This is a genomic window from Paraburkholderia fungorum (genome assembly GCF_046027215.1).
In the GTDB taxonomy this organism is placed as follows: domain Bacteria; phylum Pseudomonadota; class Gammaproteobacteria; order Burkholderiales; family Burkholderiaceae; genus Paraburkholderia; species Paraburkholderia fungorum_D.
The window spans coordinates 359,400-376,243 of sequence record NZ_JAQQEN010000002.1 but is presented as its reverse complement, the minus strand read 5'-3'; the positions used below and the strand labels follow the sequence as shown (position 1 = coordinate 376,243).

Here is a 16,844-nt window from a genome sequence, read left to right as displayed (position 1 = left end):
GGTGTCGGTGATCGATCGTGCTGATGATTCAGCGGCCAATCGATCACCCCGTAGCAGAGCCCAGACGTAAGCCATTGCGCATATCGCTCGTTTACGCTACATTTTGCTCGTTTATGATCGATTCACAACCGAGCAAGAGTGAGCCATGCAACGAACACGACAGGACGCAGCGGACGGACTCCTACCCGACGAGCGGGAACGCCTGATTCTGGACCGGCTGCGCACGCACGGCCGCGTCCTCGCATCGGAGCTGGCGGTCGAACTCCAGACATCCGAACACACGGTGCGCCGTCACTTGCGCGACCTGGCCAGCCAGGGCCATTGCAAGCGTGTCTACGGCGGCGCGCTGCTCACCTCCCCCTCCGACGTCAGCGCGGCAACCCGCATGCTGGAAGCCGTGGACCGCAAAGCCTGCCTGGCAGCCGCCGCGGCGTCGATCGTCCAGCCAGAACAGATCATCCTGCTGGACGCCGGATCGACCAACGTCGCCATCGCCGCGGCCCTGCCGGACAACGCGGGTCTCACCGTCGTGACGAATTCACCGCAAGCCTGTGCAAGCCTGCTGGATCGTCCGGGATTCGACGTGATTCTGATCGGCGGTCGTATCGGTCCGCGCACGGCGGGTTCCACCGGCGCAACCGCGCTGCTGCAGATCCAGCAGATCAGAGCCGATCTGTGTTTTCTCGGCGCGTGCGCGCTCGATCCGACCGAAGGCGTGGCCGCATTCGACGCCGAAGACGCCGAACTCAAACGGGCCATGGTGCAGGCGAGCAGCCAGATCGCCGTTGCGGTGACGACGGAGAAGCTGATGACCGCGGCGCCGTACTTTGTGGCTCCGGCATCCGCAGTGGACTATCTGGTCGTCGAAGCCGGCCTGTCCGCCGAGCGGCGCGCGAGCCTCGAAGCAGTCTGCGACAACGTCGTGGTGGCATCGTCATGAAACCGGTCAACGAGCGTATTGCAACCATCGCCGTGTTCCTCGCCAATGGCTTCGGGATCGGCGCGTGGGCGGTCGAAGTACCGCGTATCAAGGAAAGCCTGGCGCTCGGCGACGCCTCGCTCGGCATCGCGTTATTCGCGTTTGCGCTCGGCGCCATCGTCGCGATGCCGCTGGCGGGGCAACTGGCGCCGCGCTTCGGAAGCGGCCGCGTCACCGCGCTGCTTGGCGCCGCATTTGTCATGACTTTGCCATTACCTGCGTTCGCGCCGAATCTGGTGTGGCTATGCGTCGTACTGTTCGCACTTGGCGCGGCCAACGGCGCGCTCGATGTGTCCATGAACGGACACGCCAGTACGATCGAGACGCAATGGAAAGCGCCAATCATGTCCTCGTTTCATGCGGCGTGGAGCGCGGGCGGCCTGCTCGGCGCCGCGTCGGGCGCGATGCTGCAGAAAAGCGGTGTCGGCGTGGCGGGCGGCCTCGTGCTGCCGGACGCGTTTATCGCCGTCCTGATCCTCGCGGCCGCCGTGCTGGCGTTGCGCGATGTAGGGCCACGCCCGGAGCGATCCGCGAGCGGACTCGTATTGCCCAGTTCCGGCGTGATGAAACTCGCGATGCTCGCGTTCCTGTGCATGCTGGTGGAAGGCGCGGTAGCCGACTGGAGCGCCGTGTACCTGCGCTCGGCGCTGACTGCGGAGGCCAGCGTCGCCGCAATCGGTTATTCCGCGTTTGCGTTTTCGATGGCGGCCTGCCGCATCGTCGGCGACGTCTCGGTTCGCCGCTTCGGTTCGAGCAAGGTCGTCGGACTGGGTGGGCTGCTTGCCGTCGCCGGGCTCGCTCTGGTGTTGAGCTTTCCGACGGTGCTAACCGCTTGCGTCGGCTTCGCCATGGTCGGCCTTGGCCTCGCGAATATCGTTCCGGTGATTTTCAGCGCGGCGGGCCGTTCGACCGTCACGCCGGCCACCGGTGTGTCGATGGCGGCCACGGCCGGCTATGCGGGCTTTCTGGTCGGTCCGCCGCTGATCGGTATGGGCGCGGGCTGGCTCGGGCTGCGCCTCGCGCTGTGCGTGCTCGTGATGGCCGCGTTGATCGTCTGCGTGCTGGGCGGCAAGGCGGTGCGCGGCGCGAGGATCGGCGCGCCGGCGAATTAGATTGGCCGGCAGAATGCCGAACGAGCGGCGCAATGAGCTCTTCGCGAATAGTTGTCAGCAAATCCCCAGTGTCCGCAGTAAATCCCCCAGGAGAATCTTGCGCGCCGCACGACTCCAGTAGATGCTAACGGAGCCAATCACGCCGGGAGCAGAGCATGAGCAACCTGACCGCCACGATCAAGCGCGAATTCCTGGAGATGCTGCCGCCCACGATTTTCTTCTTCGTGATTCTGCACATCGTCGCGATCGTTCGCGCGCTCATGATCCGGGGAACCGGCATCGAGCTGCCTACCTCGGCTTCCGTGACCATCGCCGCCCTGGTTCTCGGCAAATCGGTGCTGCTGGCCAATATGCTGCCGTTCGTCAACCGCTTTCCCGAGAAGCCGCTGATCTGGAACACCGGTTGGAGGACCTTGATTTACGCGGTGGTGGCGCTATTCATCCATTATCTTGAGCGCCTGTACGACTACTGGAAGGAAGCGCCCGGTCTGATGGCGGCCAATCATAAACTGTTCGCCGAGATGAACTGGCCGCAATTCTGGGCTATCCAGATTCTGCTGGTGACGCTGATTGCCAACTACTGCGTACTCGCGGAGTTGGCCCGCGTGATAGGTCACGGGAAGTTCATGGCGCTGTTTTTTGGCCCCGTGCCCACGAAGCCGACCGGCCAGGCAATTGGCTAATGCGGTTTCATCCTCGGCGCGTGACGCCGGCCCAGCCTCGTCGCTCATGCAGTCCCCGTTACGCGTCATCGGCTCAGCACCCATTGAATGAGCGTGTGCGCTTCGGCGTCTGAAAGCGGCGGAACCGGGTCCGCCGCCGGCATCGTGATGTCGCCCCAGTGCGCCTTTCCACCAACCAGCAGCTTCTTTTCGAGCATCACGCTCGCGCCCGCCGAGGTGCGGTAGCGTTGCGCGATCTGGGAAAACGAGGGCGCAAGGTCGGCCCCGTCGGTGGTGTGACAGAACATGCAGTGCTGCTGTTCGATCAACCCCGTCACCGTGAATTGCGCGAACGCGACGGCAGGCGCTGTCAGCACGACACACAGCACCACTGCGCCGCGAGATAAGGTCTGCACGTTTTTCACGATCCCTCTCCAATACCCGCCGCTTCACCGCGAGGCGTGCGCCAGCCATGCCGGCCCGGGTACGCCCTTATAGCCGCGCGTGTGTCAGGGTGCCTCCGGCCGGATCACGGCGGCAATGTCGCGACTCACCGCGCCGAGCGCCGCGCTGTACGCCGCCACCACGGCTTCGAAGCCGGCGCCGGCGCACGGCGTGCGGATCGTGCTTCGGCCGCTCACCAGCGGTCGTTTTCCGGGTGGATTGACCGACCACAACACATCGACGGTCGCGGTGTCGCCGAGCGTGGCATCGAAGCGCTGCACATCGAGCTGGACCCGGTAGGCCGCGGCCAGATCGCCGCCCATCGGGCGAGTGGACACGAACGCGTTGTCGAGCAGCCGCGCGAGGTCGGCGCGCACCACGCTCGGGATCTGGGTTTTCAGCGGATCCGCCCAGCGGGCGAATTCGTCGATCTCGACTTTGTTGTCACCGGTGCGAACCACGATCTGCGGACGGTCGACCAGTTCGGGCACCGTCACGGCCCCGATCAACACCGTGATCGGGGTGGCGGCAGCGCCGCTCGCCTGTGGCGCCTGGGGACTCAGCGTGTAGAAGTCCGACTTGGGCGACGACGCGCAACCGCACAACGTGGCGAGCACCACCGTGATGACGATGGATAAGGATCGGCGCGTCATTTCTTGTCCTCCAGCTTGCCCCGGATCAGCGCTTCTGGATGCCGTTCGAGATAGTCCGCCAGCGTACGGAACGCCGCTGCCGTGCGCGCCAGCTCCTTCATGGCGTCGCCGGTACTCTGCGACAACGCGGAGTCGGGCTGCAGCGCGTTGTTCGCCGAGTCGAGCGCGGACTTCGCGGCCACCAGGGTCTGGGTCGCCTGCGGCGCGACTTCGGAATCGAGCCGCTTGAGCAGTGCATCCGCATCGCGCAGTGTTTGATGCGCGTCGTTGCCGATCGCTTCGAAGGGGATCTTGTTCAGCTTGGCGATAAGCGTCGTCACCGAATCCTGCAGCGATTGCAGTCCGCCCGGCACAGTCGGCCACGCCGGCGGGTCCGTGCTCAAATCCACCTTCGCTTTGGGTGCATTGGGGAAGAAGGCGAGCGCAACGTAGAGCTGGCCGGTCAGCAGATTGCCGGTGCGCAACTGGGCTCGCAGGCCATGATCCACGAGCACTTGTGCAAGTTGCTGCCGGTCGTTGGTCAACCTGCCGCCGGGCGCCCCTGATGCGAAGCGCGAGGTGAAGCGCTCCGGATACAGTTTGATGTCGACTGGAATGCTGAACGTCTTGGTGACGGGATCGAAGCTCGTGTGAATCCCCGACACCTCACCGACCACGATGCCCAGAAAATCGACCGGCGCACCCACCGACAAACCTCGTACCGACTCCTTAAAGATCAGCACGTAGTTATCGATGATCCGGTCGTGCCGCTTCATGGCCTCACCCTTGTCGGAGAACAGCGTGAACTCCGTGTTGGCGTTGGCCTCGGCGTCATCGACAGTGCCGTCGGGCGTCTGGAATGCGAGTCCGCCGATCAGAATCGCCACCAGCGACTGGGTGTTGACCTTGATGCCGGTGGTATCGAGCGAAACGTCGATGCCGCTCGCCTGCCAGAAGCGCGTATCCTTCTCCACGTACTTGTCATAGGGCGCGTTGATGAAAACATGCATCGTGACGCCCTTGCCGTTGTCGTCGAGCTTGTACGCGGTGATCTGACCGACCTGCAGCCGTCTGAAATAGATCGGCGAGCCGATATCGAGCGACCCTATATCCTCGCCCTTCAGGATGAACTCGCGGCCCGGCACGCCGCTCGCGAACACCGGCGGCGTTTCGAGCCCGACATAATTGCGCCGGCTTTTGGTCGAACTGCCCACATCCATGCCGATAAACGAGCCGGAGATCAGCGTGCCGATTCCCGACACCGTGCCACCGGAAATCCGTGGGCGCACCACCCAGAAGCGCGTGTCGTCCACCAGCAGATTCGTGGCGTCCTTGGAGAGTTCGGCAGTGGCAATGACATTGCGGTGATTGCCCGACAACGTCACGCTTTTGACCACGCCGATATCCACGTTCTTGAACTTGAGTTTGGTCTTGCCTGCTTCGAGTCCTTCGCCGGTTTCGAAACTGATGGTGACGGTCGGCCCCTGATCGAGAATCGCCTTGACCGCGAGCCAGCCGCCAATCAGCACCGCGATCAGCGGCACCAGCCACACCACCTGCATGCGCCAGCGCGAGCGCGGCGCCACCACCGCTTCTGGGAGTTCAGGCGGCCCCGGAGGTCTAGACATGATGATCCTCCGTCGCGTCCCAGATCAGGCGCGGGTCGAACGACATCGCCGCGAACATCGTCAGCACGACCACCGAGCCGAACGCAACCGCCGCCGGCCCCGCCTGGATCGTGGCGAGCGCATTGAACTGCACGAGCGCGACAAGAATGGTGATGACGTAGATATCGAGCATCGACCAGCGTCCCACCAGTTCCACCAGTCGATAGATGCGGGTGCGTTGCTGCACGAGCGTGACCGAGCGCCGTTGAGTGGTAATCACGAGATACATCATCGCGATGATTTTCAGCATCGGCACCGCCACGCTGGCGATGAATACAATCACGGCGAGCGGCCACGACCCCGAAGTCCAGAGATAGACGACCCCGCTCAGAATGGTGTCCTTCTCCGTACCGAACAACGAGCTGGTGTTCATCACCGGCAGCGCATTCGCCGGGATATACAGCACGATGGCCGCAATCAGGAAGGCCCACGTCCGTGTAATGCTTTCCGGTTTGCGCGGATGCAGATGGGCGCCGCAGCGCGGACAGCTTGCGCCGTGAGCGTGAGCGCCCGATTTCACCAACAGGCCGCAGCTGTGACAGCTCAGCAAGCCGCAACGCAATGCGGTATGCGCCGCCGCGGCGGCGGATGCCTCCGAAGCGGAGGCCACATCGTCCGCGCTGCCCATGCGCTTCCAGAGCGCGCGCGGATCGAACGCGGAACCGGCGGCGGCCAGCAGCAGCATGAGCGCACCGAACGACCATAGCGCGACGCCAGGCACAACGCTCGCAATGTGCGCCAGCTTGACCAGCGCGACCAGCATCCCGAGAATCAGCACCTCGGTCATGCCCCACGGCTGCGCGAGGTGCATGAGGCGAAACACCAGGTCGGCGTGAAAGGGGCGCCGATTCAATCGCAACGGCACCAGCAGATACGTCATGGCCGTCATCTGCAACAGCGGCATCAGGAAGGTCGTGGCGAGCACGAGGCCAGCGATCGGCCACATGCCGTCCTTGTACAGGACGCGAACCGCACCGAGCAGCGTCGTCTCGACAAGATCGCCGTTCACCGCGAGGCCGACAATCGGATACACGTTGCCGATGACGAACAGCACGATCGAGGTCAGCGTATAAGCGAGTGCCCGGTCGGTGCTGTTCGGATGCGCCCGATAAAGCTCCGCGTTGCAGCGGCAGCAGCGTAGCGTGCCCTCGGCAGGCAGCGCAGACTCGCGCTGCAGCAGGTCGCATTCATGGCACGCGACGAGGGCCGTCGGGCTCGCCGCGCTTGTCGCTGTGGGCGTCATTTAGGCTGCTCCGTGGCGGGCGTCGGCGCCGACGGATTCGCCGGGGGGGTTGCCGGCGGGGTTGCCGACTGATCCGCCACCCGCGCCACTGCTCCCTGCCCCATCACGCGCCCTGTCATCGCTTCGGCTTGCACAACCCACCCCCCGCCCATCGCCTTGTAAAGACCGATCAGAGAGTTGAACACCAGGCCGTTGGTCTGCGTGTAGGAAAGCTGTGCGTTGAACAGGCTGCGCTCGGCGTCGAGCACCTCGATGTAGCTCGTATAGCCGCCTTCGAAACGCAGCCGCGCCAGCCGCGAGTACGTGCGCAACGCCTCCACCTGGCGCGCCTGCACGATGAGTTGCTCGCGCGACTTCTGCAGCGCGATGAGCGCATCGTCGACTTCCTGGAACGCTGTCTGGATGGCCTGTTGATACTGGATCAGCGCCTGTTGTTGCTGCGCCTCCGCCTGACTGACCTGGCCGCTGATGCTGCCCGCCGTAAAGATCGGCACCGTCAGCGAGCCGGCGTATGACCAGACGCGCGCGGGCCCGGTGAACAGTTTCGAGAACTGGACACTCGTGGAGCCGAACAGGCCTGTCAGCGAAATCTGCGGAAAATACAGCGCGCGCGCGGCGCCGATCAGGGCGTTGGCGGCGACAAGGTTCTGCTCGGCCTGCAGCAGATCCGGACGACGCTCGATCAGATCGGAAGGCAAACCTGCCGGTACGGCGGGCAGCGCCAGTTCGGTCAGTTCGCGCCCGCGCAGGATCGGGCCGGGGTTGCGGCCGAGCAATACCGATAAGGCGTCCTCCTGCTGCGCGATCTGGGTCTCGAGCTGCGGAATCGTGGCGAGCGATGCCTCATATTCGGACTGGCTCTGCGCGAGCTCCATCTGCGAAACGTCGCCGCCGGAAAAACGCGCCTGGAAGACTCTGACCGATCCGGCCCGGCTGTCGGTCGTTGCTTTGGCGATCGTCAGTTGCTGGTCGAGATCGCGCAGATTGATGTAAGCCGTGGCCACGGAGGCGACCAGCGAGAGAATCGTCGCGCGGCGGCCTTCCTCGCTCGCCAGCAGGCTCGCGCGAGCCGATTCGGTCTCGCGCCGCACGCGTCCAAAGAGGTCGAGTTCCCAAGCCACCATCAGCGGCGCCGAGAACTCGTTGAAGACCGGACTCACACCCGTCGGCACGGGCGTCGGTCCAAGCTGGGTCGCTCGCTGACGGGATGCGTCGAAGCCGGCGTTGATCTGCGGAAACAGCGCCGAGCGCGTGGTCACGAACTGGCCGAGAAACTGGTCGACGCGCGCGGCGGCGATCTTGACGTCCTTGTTGTCCTCGAGCGCGGCGAGGATCAGATCGTTCAGCACCGGGTCCTGAAACTGTTCCCACCATGGCGTATTCGCGGTATCGACAGCTTCCGTGGTTTCGAAGCGGTAGTTCGCGGGCGTCACCACGGTCGGACGCACATAGTCCGGGCCGAACAGGCAACCGCCCAGGCCCATCGCCAGCAACAGGACAGGGGCTAGCCGCAGAGGGAACGCAATGCCTCGCATGTCAGTCGCCCTCACGTTGCGCGGACGGCGTGACCGTCGGACCACCGGGACCCGCCGGCTTGACGGGAACGGGCGTGGCGTCACCCGCCTGCCCACCGCTCGCACCCGGCGTCTTCTTTTTGCCGCTCTTTTCCGACATCGTCTCCAGTACGTAGAAGAACATCGGAATGAAGAACACGGCGATCACGGTTGCGCCGAGCATGCCGCCGATCACGCCGGTGCCGATCGAATGCCGGCTGTTGGCCGACGCACCGAGCGCGATGGCGAGCGGCACGCAACCGAGAATGAACGCGAGCGAAGTCATCACGATCGGCCGCAGCCGCTCGGTGGCCGCGGTCACCGCCGAGTCGTACACCGACTCGCCCGATTCGCGATTGAGCACGGCGAACTCGAAGATCAGGATCGCGTTCTTGGCGGCGAGCGCGACCAGCATCGTCAAACCGATCTGGAAGTACACGTCGTTTTCGAGGCCGCGCAACAGGATCGCGAGCAGCGCGCCGAACAGCGCGAACGGCACCGCCATCAGCACGCCGAACGGCAGGCTCCACTTCTCGTACTGCGCAGCGAGAATCAGGAACACCATCACCAGGCCGAACGCGAACACCAGGCCCGAAGTGCTGCCCGCTTGCCGCGCCTCGTAAGCCTCACCGCTCCAGCCAACGCCATAACCCGACGGTATCACTTCTTCGGCCACTTCCTCGAGGGTGCTGATGACCTGCCCGGAGCTGTAGCCAGGCGCGGCGTTGGCTGTGATCTTCACCGCGGGGAAGTTGTTGAAGCGTGTGACCAGATCCGGCCCGGTGACATACTTCGTCGTGATCACCGCCTTGAGCGGCACCATGCTGTTCGTCTTGCTGCGCACGTACAACTGGCTCAGATCCATCGGCGTCAACCGGTATGCAGGTTCGGCCTGCAAGATGACCTGCCACAGCCGGCTCGAACGGTTGAACTGCGAGACGTAGAGCGAGCCGAACATCGTCTGCATCGCGCTATACACTTCTTCGATCGGCACGCCGAGTGTTTCGGATTTATCCCGGTCTACATCTGCCAGCAACTGCTGTGAGGACGCGTTGAAGGTGGACGTGACACGCGAGAGCTCAGGCCGCTTCTTCGCCTTTGCGACGAAATCGTCCACCACGCCGGCCAGCTGCGAGGTGGTCGCGTCGCCCTTGCTCTGAATCCACATCTCGGTGCCGCCCGTTGTGCCAAGCCCCGGAATCGACGGTGGATTGACCGGCAGGATGATCCCCTCCTTGATCTTCGAGAGATTCTCATACGCGTCGATCAATACGGCACGGGCATTCTGGGTCTTGATGTTGGCGAACTTGTAGCGCTCGTCGAAACTCTTGAAGCCGATGAAAAACGTGCTGGCATTGTTCTTGTTCTGGCTGTCGAGCAGGCTGTAGCCGTCGACGATCGTCACGCTGCTCACCGCCGGCTGCTTCATGAAGTAATCCGTGACGTGCCGCGACACGTCGCCGGTTCGATCGAGACTCGCCGCGTCCGGCATGATGATCGCGCCGAGCAGATAGCCCTGGTCCTCAGGCGGCAGGAACGAGGTCGGAATCGAGCGCATCATCACCACCGCCAGCGCGATCATGCCGACGAACAGCAATAGCGCGATCGCGAAGCGTTTGATTACCAGCTTGACGACGAAGGTGTAGTGATCCGTCATCTTCGCGAAGTTTCTGTCGAACCATTTGAAGAAGCCTTTCTTTTCATGGTGGCCCGGCTTGAGCAGCAGCGCCGCCAGCGCCGGCGACAGCGTCAATGCAACCAGCCCCGAGAGCACGACCGAGATCGCAATGGTGATCGCGAACTGCTTGTACAACTGCCCCGTGATGCCGGCGAGGAACGCCACCGGCACGAACACCGCGCACAGCACCAGCACGATCGCCACCACCGGACCCGCCACTTCGTCCATGGCGCGCTTGGCGGCCTCCTTCGGACTGAGCTTGTGCACCGTCATGTTCCGCTCGACGTTCTCGATCACGACGATCGCGTCGTCCACCACGATGCCGATTGCGAGCACCATGCCGAACAGCGTCAGCATATTGATCGAGAAGCCGAGCGCGAGCATCCCCGCAAAGGTGCCCATGATCGACACCGGCACCGCGATCACCGGAATCAGCGTCGCACGCAGGCTTTGCAGGAACACGAACACCACGATCACGACGAGGATGAGGGCTTCAAAAAACGTGTGCACGACGTCCGAAATGGACGCCCGCGTGAACTCCGTCGTGTCCATCGCGATGCTGTATTCGAGGCCTTCCGGGAAACTCTTCTGCATCTCGGTAAGCGTCGCGCGCACCTGCTTCGACACGTCGAGCGCATTGGCGCCCGGCTGCTGGTACACCGCGATGACGGTGGCCGGCTTGCCCTGGTAGCGGCTGCGAATCGAGTAGTCTTTCTGACCCAGCGCGGCGCGGCCGATGTCCTTGAGCCGCACAATGGCGGCGTCACCGTTGGCCGCCCGGATGATGATGTTGTCGAAGTCCGCGGGTTCGTTCAGACGGCCTGTCGTGGTGACAGCGAACGATTGCTCGACCGGCGCGCCGGTCGGCGACTGCCCGAGACGGCCCACGGCAAACTGCTGGTTCTGGTTGGCGACCGCCCTCTGCACGTCGCCCGCCGTGATGCCGAGCTGCGCCATGCGGTCGGGCTTCAGCCAGATACGCATGGCGTAATCCGGCGTGCCGAAGATAGCCGACTGATTCGCGCCGGGTATGCGCTTGAGCGCATCGAGCACGTAGATGTTCGCGTAGTTGGCGATGTAGGTCGCGTCGTAGCGATCGCTCGGCGAATAGATGGAGATCACCATCATGAACGCCGACGACTTCTTCTGCACCTGAATGCCTTGCGACTGTACCGAACTCGGCAATTGCGGCAGCGCGAGATTCACGCGGTTCTGCACATCCACCTGCGCGAGTTCCGGATTGGTGCCGATCTGGAAGAACGCGTTGATCGTCAGGTTGCCGGTCGATGAACTCGACGAGTTCATGTAGATCATGTTGTCGGCGCCGTTCACCTGCTGCTCGATCGGTGCGGCCACGTTGTTGGCCACCACGTCGGCACTGGCGCCGGGGTAGGTGGCGGAGATCGTGATCTGCGGCGGCGTGACGTCCGGATACTGCGCGATCGGCAGATTCAGCATGGCCACCGCGCCGCCGATCGTGATGACAATCGAAAGTACCGACGCAAAGATCGGGCGGTCGATGCAGTAATGGGAGAGGTTCATCTCGTGGTCCCTTTACTGCGCGGCAGTGGTGGCAGTCGTGGCGGCCGGGGACTCCTTCGAACTGCTTGCACCGCCGGCTGGCGCGTTGAGCGCAGCGGGCGCGGCCGGCGCCGCGACGATTTTCAGCGGCGTATCGGCGGACACACGGATCGCGCCGTCGACCACCACCCGCTCGCCCGGTTTCAATCCATCGGTGATGAACCAGTCGTCGCCATGCCATTCACCCACTTCCACGACGCGTTGATGCGCCTTGGAGTCACTATCGACCACCCACACGAAGTGGCTCTTCGCGCCCTGCAAAACCGCACGCTGCGGTACGAGGATCGCGTTCGGCCGTGAAGCGCCGGATACACGCGCCCGCACGAACTGGCCGGGACGCAAGGAGCCATCCGCATTGGCGAAGGACGCCCGCACGAGGAACGTACCGGTCTCGGTGCTGAAAGCCGGATTCCTGAAGCTGATATGGCCGTGGTTCGGAAATTCGGTACCGTCCGCCAGGATCACCGTCACTTCGAAGTCGTCATTGGGCGGAAATTTCAGATGCCCATTTCCGATCTCCTCGCGGTATCTCAACAGTTCGTTTTCCGAAATACTGAAGTTGACCCACATCGGATCGAGTTGATAGACATAGGTCAGCAGCCCCGTCGCGGAGGCTGTCACATAGCTGCCGTCCTGTTGCCTCGCGAAGCTGGACAAGCCGTTCAGCGGAGACTTGATGGTGGTATAGCTCAGGTTCAGTTCCGCCGTCTGCACCTGCCCCTGGGCAGCGATCACCGCGGCTACCGCCTGCTTTTCATTGCCTGTCGCGTCGTCGAGATCCTTCTGGCTCAACGCATTCTGCGCGGCCAGCGGAATCACGCGTGCGAGATTCGCCTTCGTAACCGTCAGGCGCGCCTGCTGCTGTGCAAGCTGGCCTTTAGCCGTTTGCAATGCCGCCTCGAAGGGCTTCGCGTCCATCTGGAAGAGCGTCTGCCCGGTGTGAACCATTTGTCCTTCGGTATAGAGACGCTTGTCGAGAAAGCCGTCCACGCGCGCGCGAATCTCGACTTCGCGTGAACTCTGCGTTTGTGCGGTGAATTCGAAATCGACCGGCGTGTCGCGCTGCTGAACCGGCATCACGGTGACCTCGGTCGGGCCGGCGCTCGGCAAGGTCGCGGGTTTGTGGCAGCCAACCAGGCACAAAACGAGTGCGGTCAGAATCAGAAAACCACGCGCGTTGACCGGTACGTCGGTGCGGCTCGACGCCATGCATTGCGTGGACATCGCGTGCCTTGCAGGTTTCATGGGCTCACCCCGTTGCGGCTACGTGGCAGTGCAGGCGCCGAACAGCACCAGCGTGTCTTCATGATTGACGAGCGTCACTGTCATCGTGCCCGCCGCCTTGTCGAGCGCGATCGTCCATGCATAACCCATCTCCGTGCCTTGCATCAGGATCTGGTCGGGTCCACTGTCCATGAAGCGAATCGCTGTGGTGCGCTCCGGCCCGACCACCGTCTTCTTCGCGAAGTCGATGCGCAGGAATTGCGGTGCGCCGAGCGTTGCGGGCAAGGCGCGCAGGCAGACTTCGCCGGGATCGCAATCGTGGGCATCGATGGTGGCGCACAGCAATGGTCTGCTGCCGTCGACGGGCGCGGCCAACACCGTGGCCGACCAGATGGCCGAGCCGAGCCCGACCATCAGCGCAGCACCCGCCAGCGCGAAACGTATGCCTTGCCTGTTCATGGAAGCCTCTCTTCTGCTAGCCGTGATCTCTACTGGACCGTGTAGCCACGGCCAGTCATGCAGGCCGCGACCGCGCGGTTGTAGGTGGTCAATGCCTGTGAGGTTTGCTGCTGATTCGCCTGGGTTTGCGCGGCGGCGTTCTGCTGCGCGCGCCGCTGCCGCATGCCGCCTGCCGCCGTACCGGTGATCGCGCCGATCGCCGCGCCCTTGCCCGCGTCGCCGGCCACCGCACCGACCGCGGCGCCGAGCGCCGCACCACCCGCCGCGCCCCTCAGACGTTCGCCCTGCGGAGGCGGTGCACCAGGCTGCGTGGCGCCTTGTTGCGCGAGCGCGACCGGATCGACGCCCGTGCTCTGCTTCGCCCAAAGCTGGCACTCTGCGGTATCGGATTGCTGCCGGCTGGCGCTCTGTCCTTTGGCCGGGTAAATGATGGGTTGCTGCGCAAATGCCGAACAACCCAGCATCAGCGCGAGCACACCCGTCAACCGTCGCATGATCGGAAGCATGGTCAGATTCCCATTCGATGTTCCTGTTGGCGAGCCGTTGACCCGCACATTCGTGCGCATGGCCCCGAGTCAGGGCTGCTGTCGGCGAGCGTTTTAGGTTGAGTCAATTATTGGATTTCGCGTCGAGCGATAGCAATTGGCCTTTGGTCCCATAGCGGGTGAATAGCAGATGAACAGCGCGTGAATCCGCGCAACGCTCCAGGCGATCGCGTCAGGCAGGTGGTTCGCCGTCCAGCGCCGCGCGCACGGTCTTGACGAACAGTTCGTCGTTGAATGGCTTGCGCAGATAGGCGACCGCGCCGCCGGCAAGCGCGTGCTCGCGCACGCCAATCTCATCGTGCGCGGTGATGAAGATGACCGGTATGCCCTGGCCCGACAGACCCCGCTGGACTTCGAGTCCATTGAGTCCAGGCATCTGGACGTCGAGAATGACGCAGTCGGGTCGATACGACGGCATGGAAGCGAGGGCGTCAAGAAACGCGTCGCCGCTCGCGAACGTCTCTGCAGCAATCCCGATGGAGCGCAGCAATCGCCTGATCGCCCGGCTCACCGATTCGTCGTCATCGACGACGACAACGAGTGGTTTGAGTTTTCCCATTGAGCGTAGTCCGGTGTCCGGGAGCGCACGGATGAACGCACTCCCCCACACGACAGCCTACGAGGCGGAACGGCTCCCCGATATTGGACCTTGGTCCCGTGTGGACCGAGAGGCGCGATCAATACACCCGCAGCGCTTCTCAGGCAGGCAGCCATGCGGCCGCCTCGCCGCGCAGCGTCAGGCCGACACGTGCATTTCGCCCGCGCCGCCGATCCCGACCTTGTCCGCGATACGGACAAGCTGCGCGAGCGACGTGACCTCCATCTTCGCCATCACGCGCGCGCGATGAGCCTTGATGGTCTTTTCGACGGTGCCGAGTTCGCCTGCGACCTGCTTGTTCAGACGGCCCGTCACGACGAGTGCCATGACTTCCCGCTCGCGTGGCGTGAGCCTGTCCAGGCGGCCGCGGATCGCGTCCAGTTCGCAGCGCACCGCACGCGTTTGCGCAACGCGCTCGAATGCGGCTTCGAGCGCACGGAGCAGATCGGTGTCGTTCACCGGCTTCGCCAGAAAATCAGCGGCGCCGGCCTTCATCGCGCCCACCGTCATGGCGATATCGCCGTGCCCGGTGATGAAGATGATCGGCAGCTCGGCATGGAGTTCGCGCTGCAATTCCAGACCGTCGAGATCCGGCAATTGCACATCGAGCACCAGACAGGCCGGCGACGTGACCTCCCGCAGTCGCTCGAGAAACGCGTAGGCGCAGCCGAACGCTTCCACTCGATAGCCCGCGGCGCGGATCAGGCGCGCTAATGCACGGCGCACGGAATCATCGTCGTCGACGACAAATACGAGCGGATCAGAAAGCGGATCAGTATCAATCATGGCCTGTATCGCGACTTATCTTCTTCCACCGCGTTGCCTGCCGGCAACGCAACGTAAAATGTCGCGCCTCGATCGTTGTTGTTTTCGGCCCAGAGCCGCCCGCGGTGCATGTCGATAATAGAACGGCTAATCGACAACCCTAAACCGAGCCCTTGGGGTTTTGACGTAAAGAACGGCTTAAAGATCTTGTCCAGCTTATCGGCGGTCAAGCCGTGGCCGCGATCGCAAACTGCCACCACCACCATGCCGCTGTCCGCCGGTTTGAGCGTGACGAATACCACCCGATCGGCGGGAGGGACTTCGTTCATGGCGTCAAACGCATTGAGCAGCAGATTGAGCATCACCTGCTGCAGTTGGACCCGGTCGCCGCATACCAGCGGCAAGGTATCGTCGATGTCGAGTGTCACGCGCGTTCCACGCACAATCGCATCGCTACGTACCAGAGCGACCACATCGCGCATCACGCTGGCGAGATCGAGAGGCGTCACTTCAATATCGCCCTTCTTGACGACTGCGCGAATGCGCCGGATCACCTCGCTCGCGCGGTAATCATCCTGGACAATATCGTTCAGAATGTCGCGCAGTTCGGCCAGATCGATCGGATCGGCTGTCATGAAGCGCTGGGCAGCCTGTACATTGCTCAGAATCGCGGTAAGCGGCTGATTCAATTCATGAGCGAGCGACGAAGCCAGTTGTCCCATCGTGGAGACCCGCGTCAGATGAGCCAGGTCCTGGCGCTGACGGCGTAGCTCGTAACGGTCTGTTATGTCGATCACGAAGGCGAGCGTCACGTTTTGACCGTCGAAGTGAAATGCATTCAAGCCGATCTCGACACGAAACTCCGTGCCGTCCTTGCGGCATGCGCTGAGGTCATCCAGCGGCAGAAGGCCGCGCGTTGGCCGTATGGCGAACGGATCGGCCCAAAGCGACGTCTTACTGTCAGAACGCAGCGCATGAACCAGCAGTTCCACTGGCTTTCCGATCAGTTCATCGCGCTCGTAACCGAATAACCTGTCAGCTTGCGGGTTAACCATCGCCATCAGACCACGCTCGTCGACCATCAGAATCGGCAACGGCAACGACGCAAGTGCCTCACGAAAATAGTGTTCGCCGCTAACCTGTTCGATCGCGCCAACGTGTGCATCCTGCGAAAGCGGCGCTCGCGCAGCGGCGTCGTATGTTTTCCTGCGAGTCTGCCTCGCGGACGCCATGGTGCGCAATTTCTCGGTAAAAGGCCTTTTCGCGCGCGACAGGGAACGACCCGGATCCGGCGGCGTGCGGAACATCTCCGCAGCGGCGTGACTGTGTTCGCCGCGCGAGGCTGCCGATTGGCGAATATGAATTGAGGGATCTTGAGGCTCTGCTTTATCTGCCATTACCAGAAGAGCTGGATTTATCGCGCATCCCTTTGCCATCACGCACTCGGGATAACTCGAATCAATATCTGGCGTTTTAAGACTAGTAAATATTGCCAATGTGCCCTGCCGCCATACGTGCACCAGCAACCACAGAATGATTGCAGCCTGCAGAATCACGATCGCTGGCAAGACGATGCTCATGACGGAACTGCCTCTAAAGAGTCGGCACCGCGAGATAGGCTGCCAAAAATTGCGCTGGGTGTGGACGTGTGACCCGGCGTTCTTGCACCTGGGCTTGTCGCCGCTTGTTATTGCCTGTTATT

The 16,844-nt window shown here is 63.1% G+C and carries 15 protein-coding genes; 3 read left to right on the top strand and 12 right to left on the bottom strand.

The window, feature by feature from the left end; all coding sequences use genetic code 11:
• Positions 1-145: 145 nt before the first annotated feature.
• The 3 genes from PQR27_RS22375 (at position 146) to PQR27_RS22365 (ending at position 2,774) form a co-directional block, all read left to right on the top strand.
• Positions 146-940: a DeoR/GlpR family DNA-binding transcription regulator gene (locus tag PQR27_RS22375; RefSeq protein ID WP_408525843.1), complete on the top strand. Its 795-nt coding sequence runs from the start codon at positions 146-148 to the stop codon at positions 938-940.
• Positions 937-2,091: an MFS transporter gene (locus PQR27_RS22370; RefSeq protein ID WP_408525842.1), complete on the top strand. Its 1,155-nt coding sequence runs from the start codon at positions 937-939 to the stop codon at positions 2,089-2,091. The genes PQR27_RS22375 and PQR27_RS22370 overlap by 4 nt, the downstream gene beginning before the upstream one ends.
• A 155-nt stretch (positions 2,092-2,246) precedes the next feature.
• Positions 2,247-2,774 (top strand): hypothetical protein, encoded by a 528-nt coding sequence (locus PQR27_RS22365; RefSeq protein ID WP_408525841.1) that lies wholly within the window; start codon positions 2,247-2,249, stop codon positions 2,772-2,774.
• A gap of 65 nt (positions 2,775-2,839) precedes the next feature.
• Here PQR27_RS22365 and PQR27_RS22360 read toward each other — a convergent pair whose 3' ends face one another.
• From PQR27_RS22360 to PQR27_RS22305, 12 genes are all read right to left on the bottom strand, one after another.
• Positions 2,840-3,178 carry a c-type cytochrome gene (locus PQR27_RS22360; RefSeq protein WP_408525840.1) on the bottom strand — a complete coding sequence of 113 codons (339 nt, stop codon included), beginning with the start codon at positions 3,176-3,178 and terminating at the stop codon, positions 2,840-2,842.
• 84 nt (positions 3,179-3,262) lie between these two features.
• Positions 3,263-3,850: a PqiC family protein gene (locus PQR27_RS22355; RefSeq protein WP_408525839.1), complete on the bottom strand. Its 588-nt coding sequence runs from the start codon at positions 3,848-3,850 to the stop codon at positions 3,263-3,265.
• Positions 3,847-5,457 carry a PqiB family protein gene (locus PQR27_RS22350; protein ID WP_408525838.1) on the bottom strand — a complete coding sequence of 537 codons (1,611 nt, stop codon included), beginning with the start codon at positions 5,455-5,457 and terminating at the stop codon, positions 3,847-3,849. Before PQR27_RS22350 ends, PQR27_RS22355 begins: the two co-directional genes overlap by 4 nt.
• Positions 5,450-6,739, bottom strand: coding sequence for a paraquat-inducible protein A (locus PQR27_RS22345; protein WP_408525837.1), 1,290 nt, complete (start codon positions 6,737-6,739; stop codon positions 5,450-5,452). The genes PQR27_RS22350 and PQR27_RS22345 overlap by 8 nt, the downstream gene beginning before the upstream one ends.
• Positions 6,736-8,274 (bottom strand): efflux transporter outer membrane subunit, encoded by a 1,539-nt coding sequence (locus tag PQR27_RS22340; protein WP_408525836.1) that lies wholly within the window; start codon positions 8,272-8,274, stop codon positions 6,736-6,738. Before PQR27_RS22340 ends, PQR27_RS22345 begins: the two co-directional genes overlap by 4 nt.
• A gap of 1 nt (position 8,275) precedes the next feature.
• Positions 8,276-11,512: an efflux RND transporter permease subunit gene (locus PQR27_RS22335; protein WP_408525835.1), complete on the bottom strand. Its 3,237-nt coding sequence runs from the start codon at positions 11,510-11,512 to the stop codon at positions 8,276-8,278.
• Positions 11,513-11,524: 12 nt separating this feature from the next.
• On the bottom strand, positions 11,525-12,760 hold the full coding sequence (locus PQR27_RS22330) for an efflux RND transporter periplasmic adaptor subunit (protein ID WP_408528264.1): 1,236 nt from the start codon (positions 12,758-12,760) through the stop codon (positions 11,525-11,527).
• Between the two features lie 54 nt (positions 12,761-12,814).
• Positions 12,815-13,234 carry a hypothetical protein gene (locus PQR27_RS22325; protein ID WP_408525834.1) on the bottom strand — a complete coding sequence of 140 codons (420 nt, stop codon included), beginning with the start codon at positions 13,232-13,234 and terminating at the stop codon, positions 12,815-12,817.
• 29 nt (positions 13,235-13,263) lie between these two features.
• Positions 13,264-13,740 (bottom strand): glycine zipper family protein, encoded by a 477-nt coding sequence (locus tag PQR27_RS22320; protein WP_408525833.1) that lies wholly within the window; start codon positions 13,738-13,740, stop codon positions 13,264-13,266.
• A 211-nt stretch (positions 13,741-13,951) separates the two neighbouring features.
• Positions 13,952-14,338 carry a response regulator transcription factor gene (locus tag PQR27_RS22315; protein WP_408525832.1) on the bottom strand — a complete coding sequence of 129 codons (387 nt, stop codon included), beginning with the start codon at positions 14,336-14,338 and terminating at the stop codon, positions 13,952-13,954.
• A 177-nt stretch (positions 14,339-14,515) separates the two neighbouring features.
• Positions 14,516-15,163, bottom strand: a complete 648-nt coding sequence (locus PQR27_RS22310) for a response regulator transcription factor (protein WP_408525831.1) — start codon at positions 15,161-15,163, stop codon at positions 14,516-14,518.
• Complete coding sequence (locus tag PQR27_RS22305; RefSeq protein ID WP_408525830.1) at positions 15,160-16,722, bottom strand: PAS domain-containing sensor histidine kinase; 1,563 nt, start codon at positions 16,720-16,722, stop codon at positions 15,160-15,162. Before PQR27_RS22305 ends, PQR27_RS22310 begins: the two co-directional genes overlap by 4 nt.
• Positions 16,723-16,844 lie beyond the last annotated feature (122 nt).

Excerpts from the sequence above, each read along its gene's own strand:
- PQR27_RS22355 (WP_408525839.1), bottom strand. The coding sequence starts at position 3,850 with ATGACGCGCCGATCCTTATCCATCGTCATCACGGTGGTGCTCGCCACG.
- PQR27_RS22345 (WP_408525837.1), bottom strand. The coding sequence starts at position 6,739 with ATGACGCCCACAGCGACAAGCGCGGCGAGCCCGACGGCCCTCGTCGCG.
- PQR27_RS22320 (WP_408525833.1), bottom strand. The coding sequence starts at position 13,740 with ATGCTTCCGATCATGCGACGGTTGACGGGTGTGCTCGCGCTGATGCTG.
- PQR27_RS22330 (WP_408528264.1), bottom strand. The coding sequence starts at position 12,760 with ATGGCGTCGAGCCGCACCGACGTACCGGTCAACGCGCGTGGTTTTCTG.
- PQR27_RS22335 (WP_408525835.1), bottom strand. The coding sequence starts at position 11,512 with ATGAACCTCTCCCATTACTGCATCGACCGCCCGATCTTTGCGTCGGTA.
- PQR27_RS22315 (WP_408525832.1), bottom strand. The coding sequence starts at position 14,338 with ATGGGAAAACTCAAACCACTCGTTGTCGTCGTCGATGACGACGAATCG.
- PQR27_RS22370 (WP_408525842.1), top strand. The coding sequence starts at position 937 with ATGAAACCGGTCAACGAGCGTATTGCAACCATCGCCGTGTTCCTCGCC.
- PQR27_RS22350 (WP_408525838.1), bottom strand. The coding sequence starts at position 5,457 with ATGTCTAGACCTCCGGGGCCGCCTGAACTCCCAGAAGCGGTGGTGGCG.
- PQR27_RS22305 (WP_408525830.1), bottom strand. The coding sequence starts at position 16,722 with ATGAGCATCGTCTTGCCAGCGATCGTGATTCTGCAGGCTGCAATCATT.
- PQR27_RS22310 (WP_408525831.1), bottom strand. The coding sequence starts at position 15,163 with ATGATTGATACTGATCCGCTTTCTGATCCGCTCGTATTTGTCGTCGAC.
- PQR27_RS22375 (WP_408525843.1), top strand. The coding sequence starts at position 146 with ATGCAACGAACACGACAGGACGCAGCGGACGGACTCCTACCCGACGAG.
- PQR27_RS22365 (WP_408525841.1), top strand. The coding sequence starts at position 2,247 with ATGAGCAACCTGACCGCCACGATCAAGCGCGAATTCCTGGAGATGCTG.
- PQR27_RS22340 (WP_408525836.1), bottom strand. The coding sequence starts at position 8,274 with ATGCGAGGCATTGCGTTCCCTCTGCGGCTAGCCCCTGTCCTGTTGCTG.
- PQR27_RS22325 (WP_408525834.1), bottom strand. The coding sequence starts at position 13,234 with ATGAACAGGCAAGGCATACGTTTCGCGCTGGCGGGTGCTGCGCTGATG.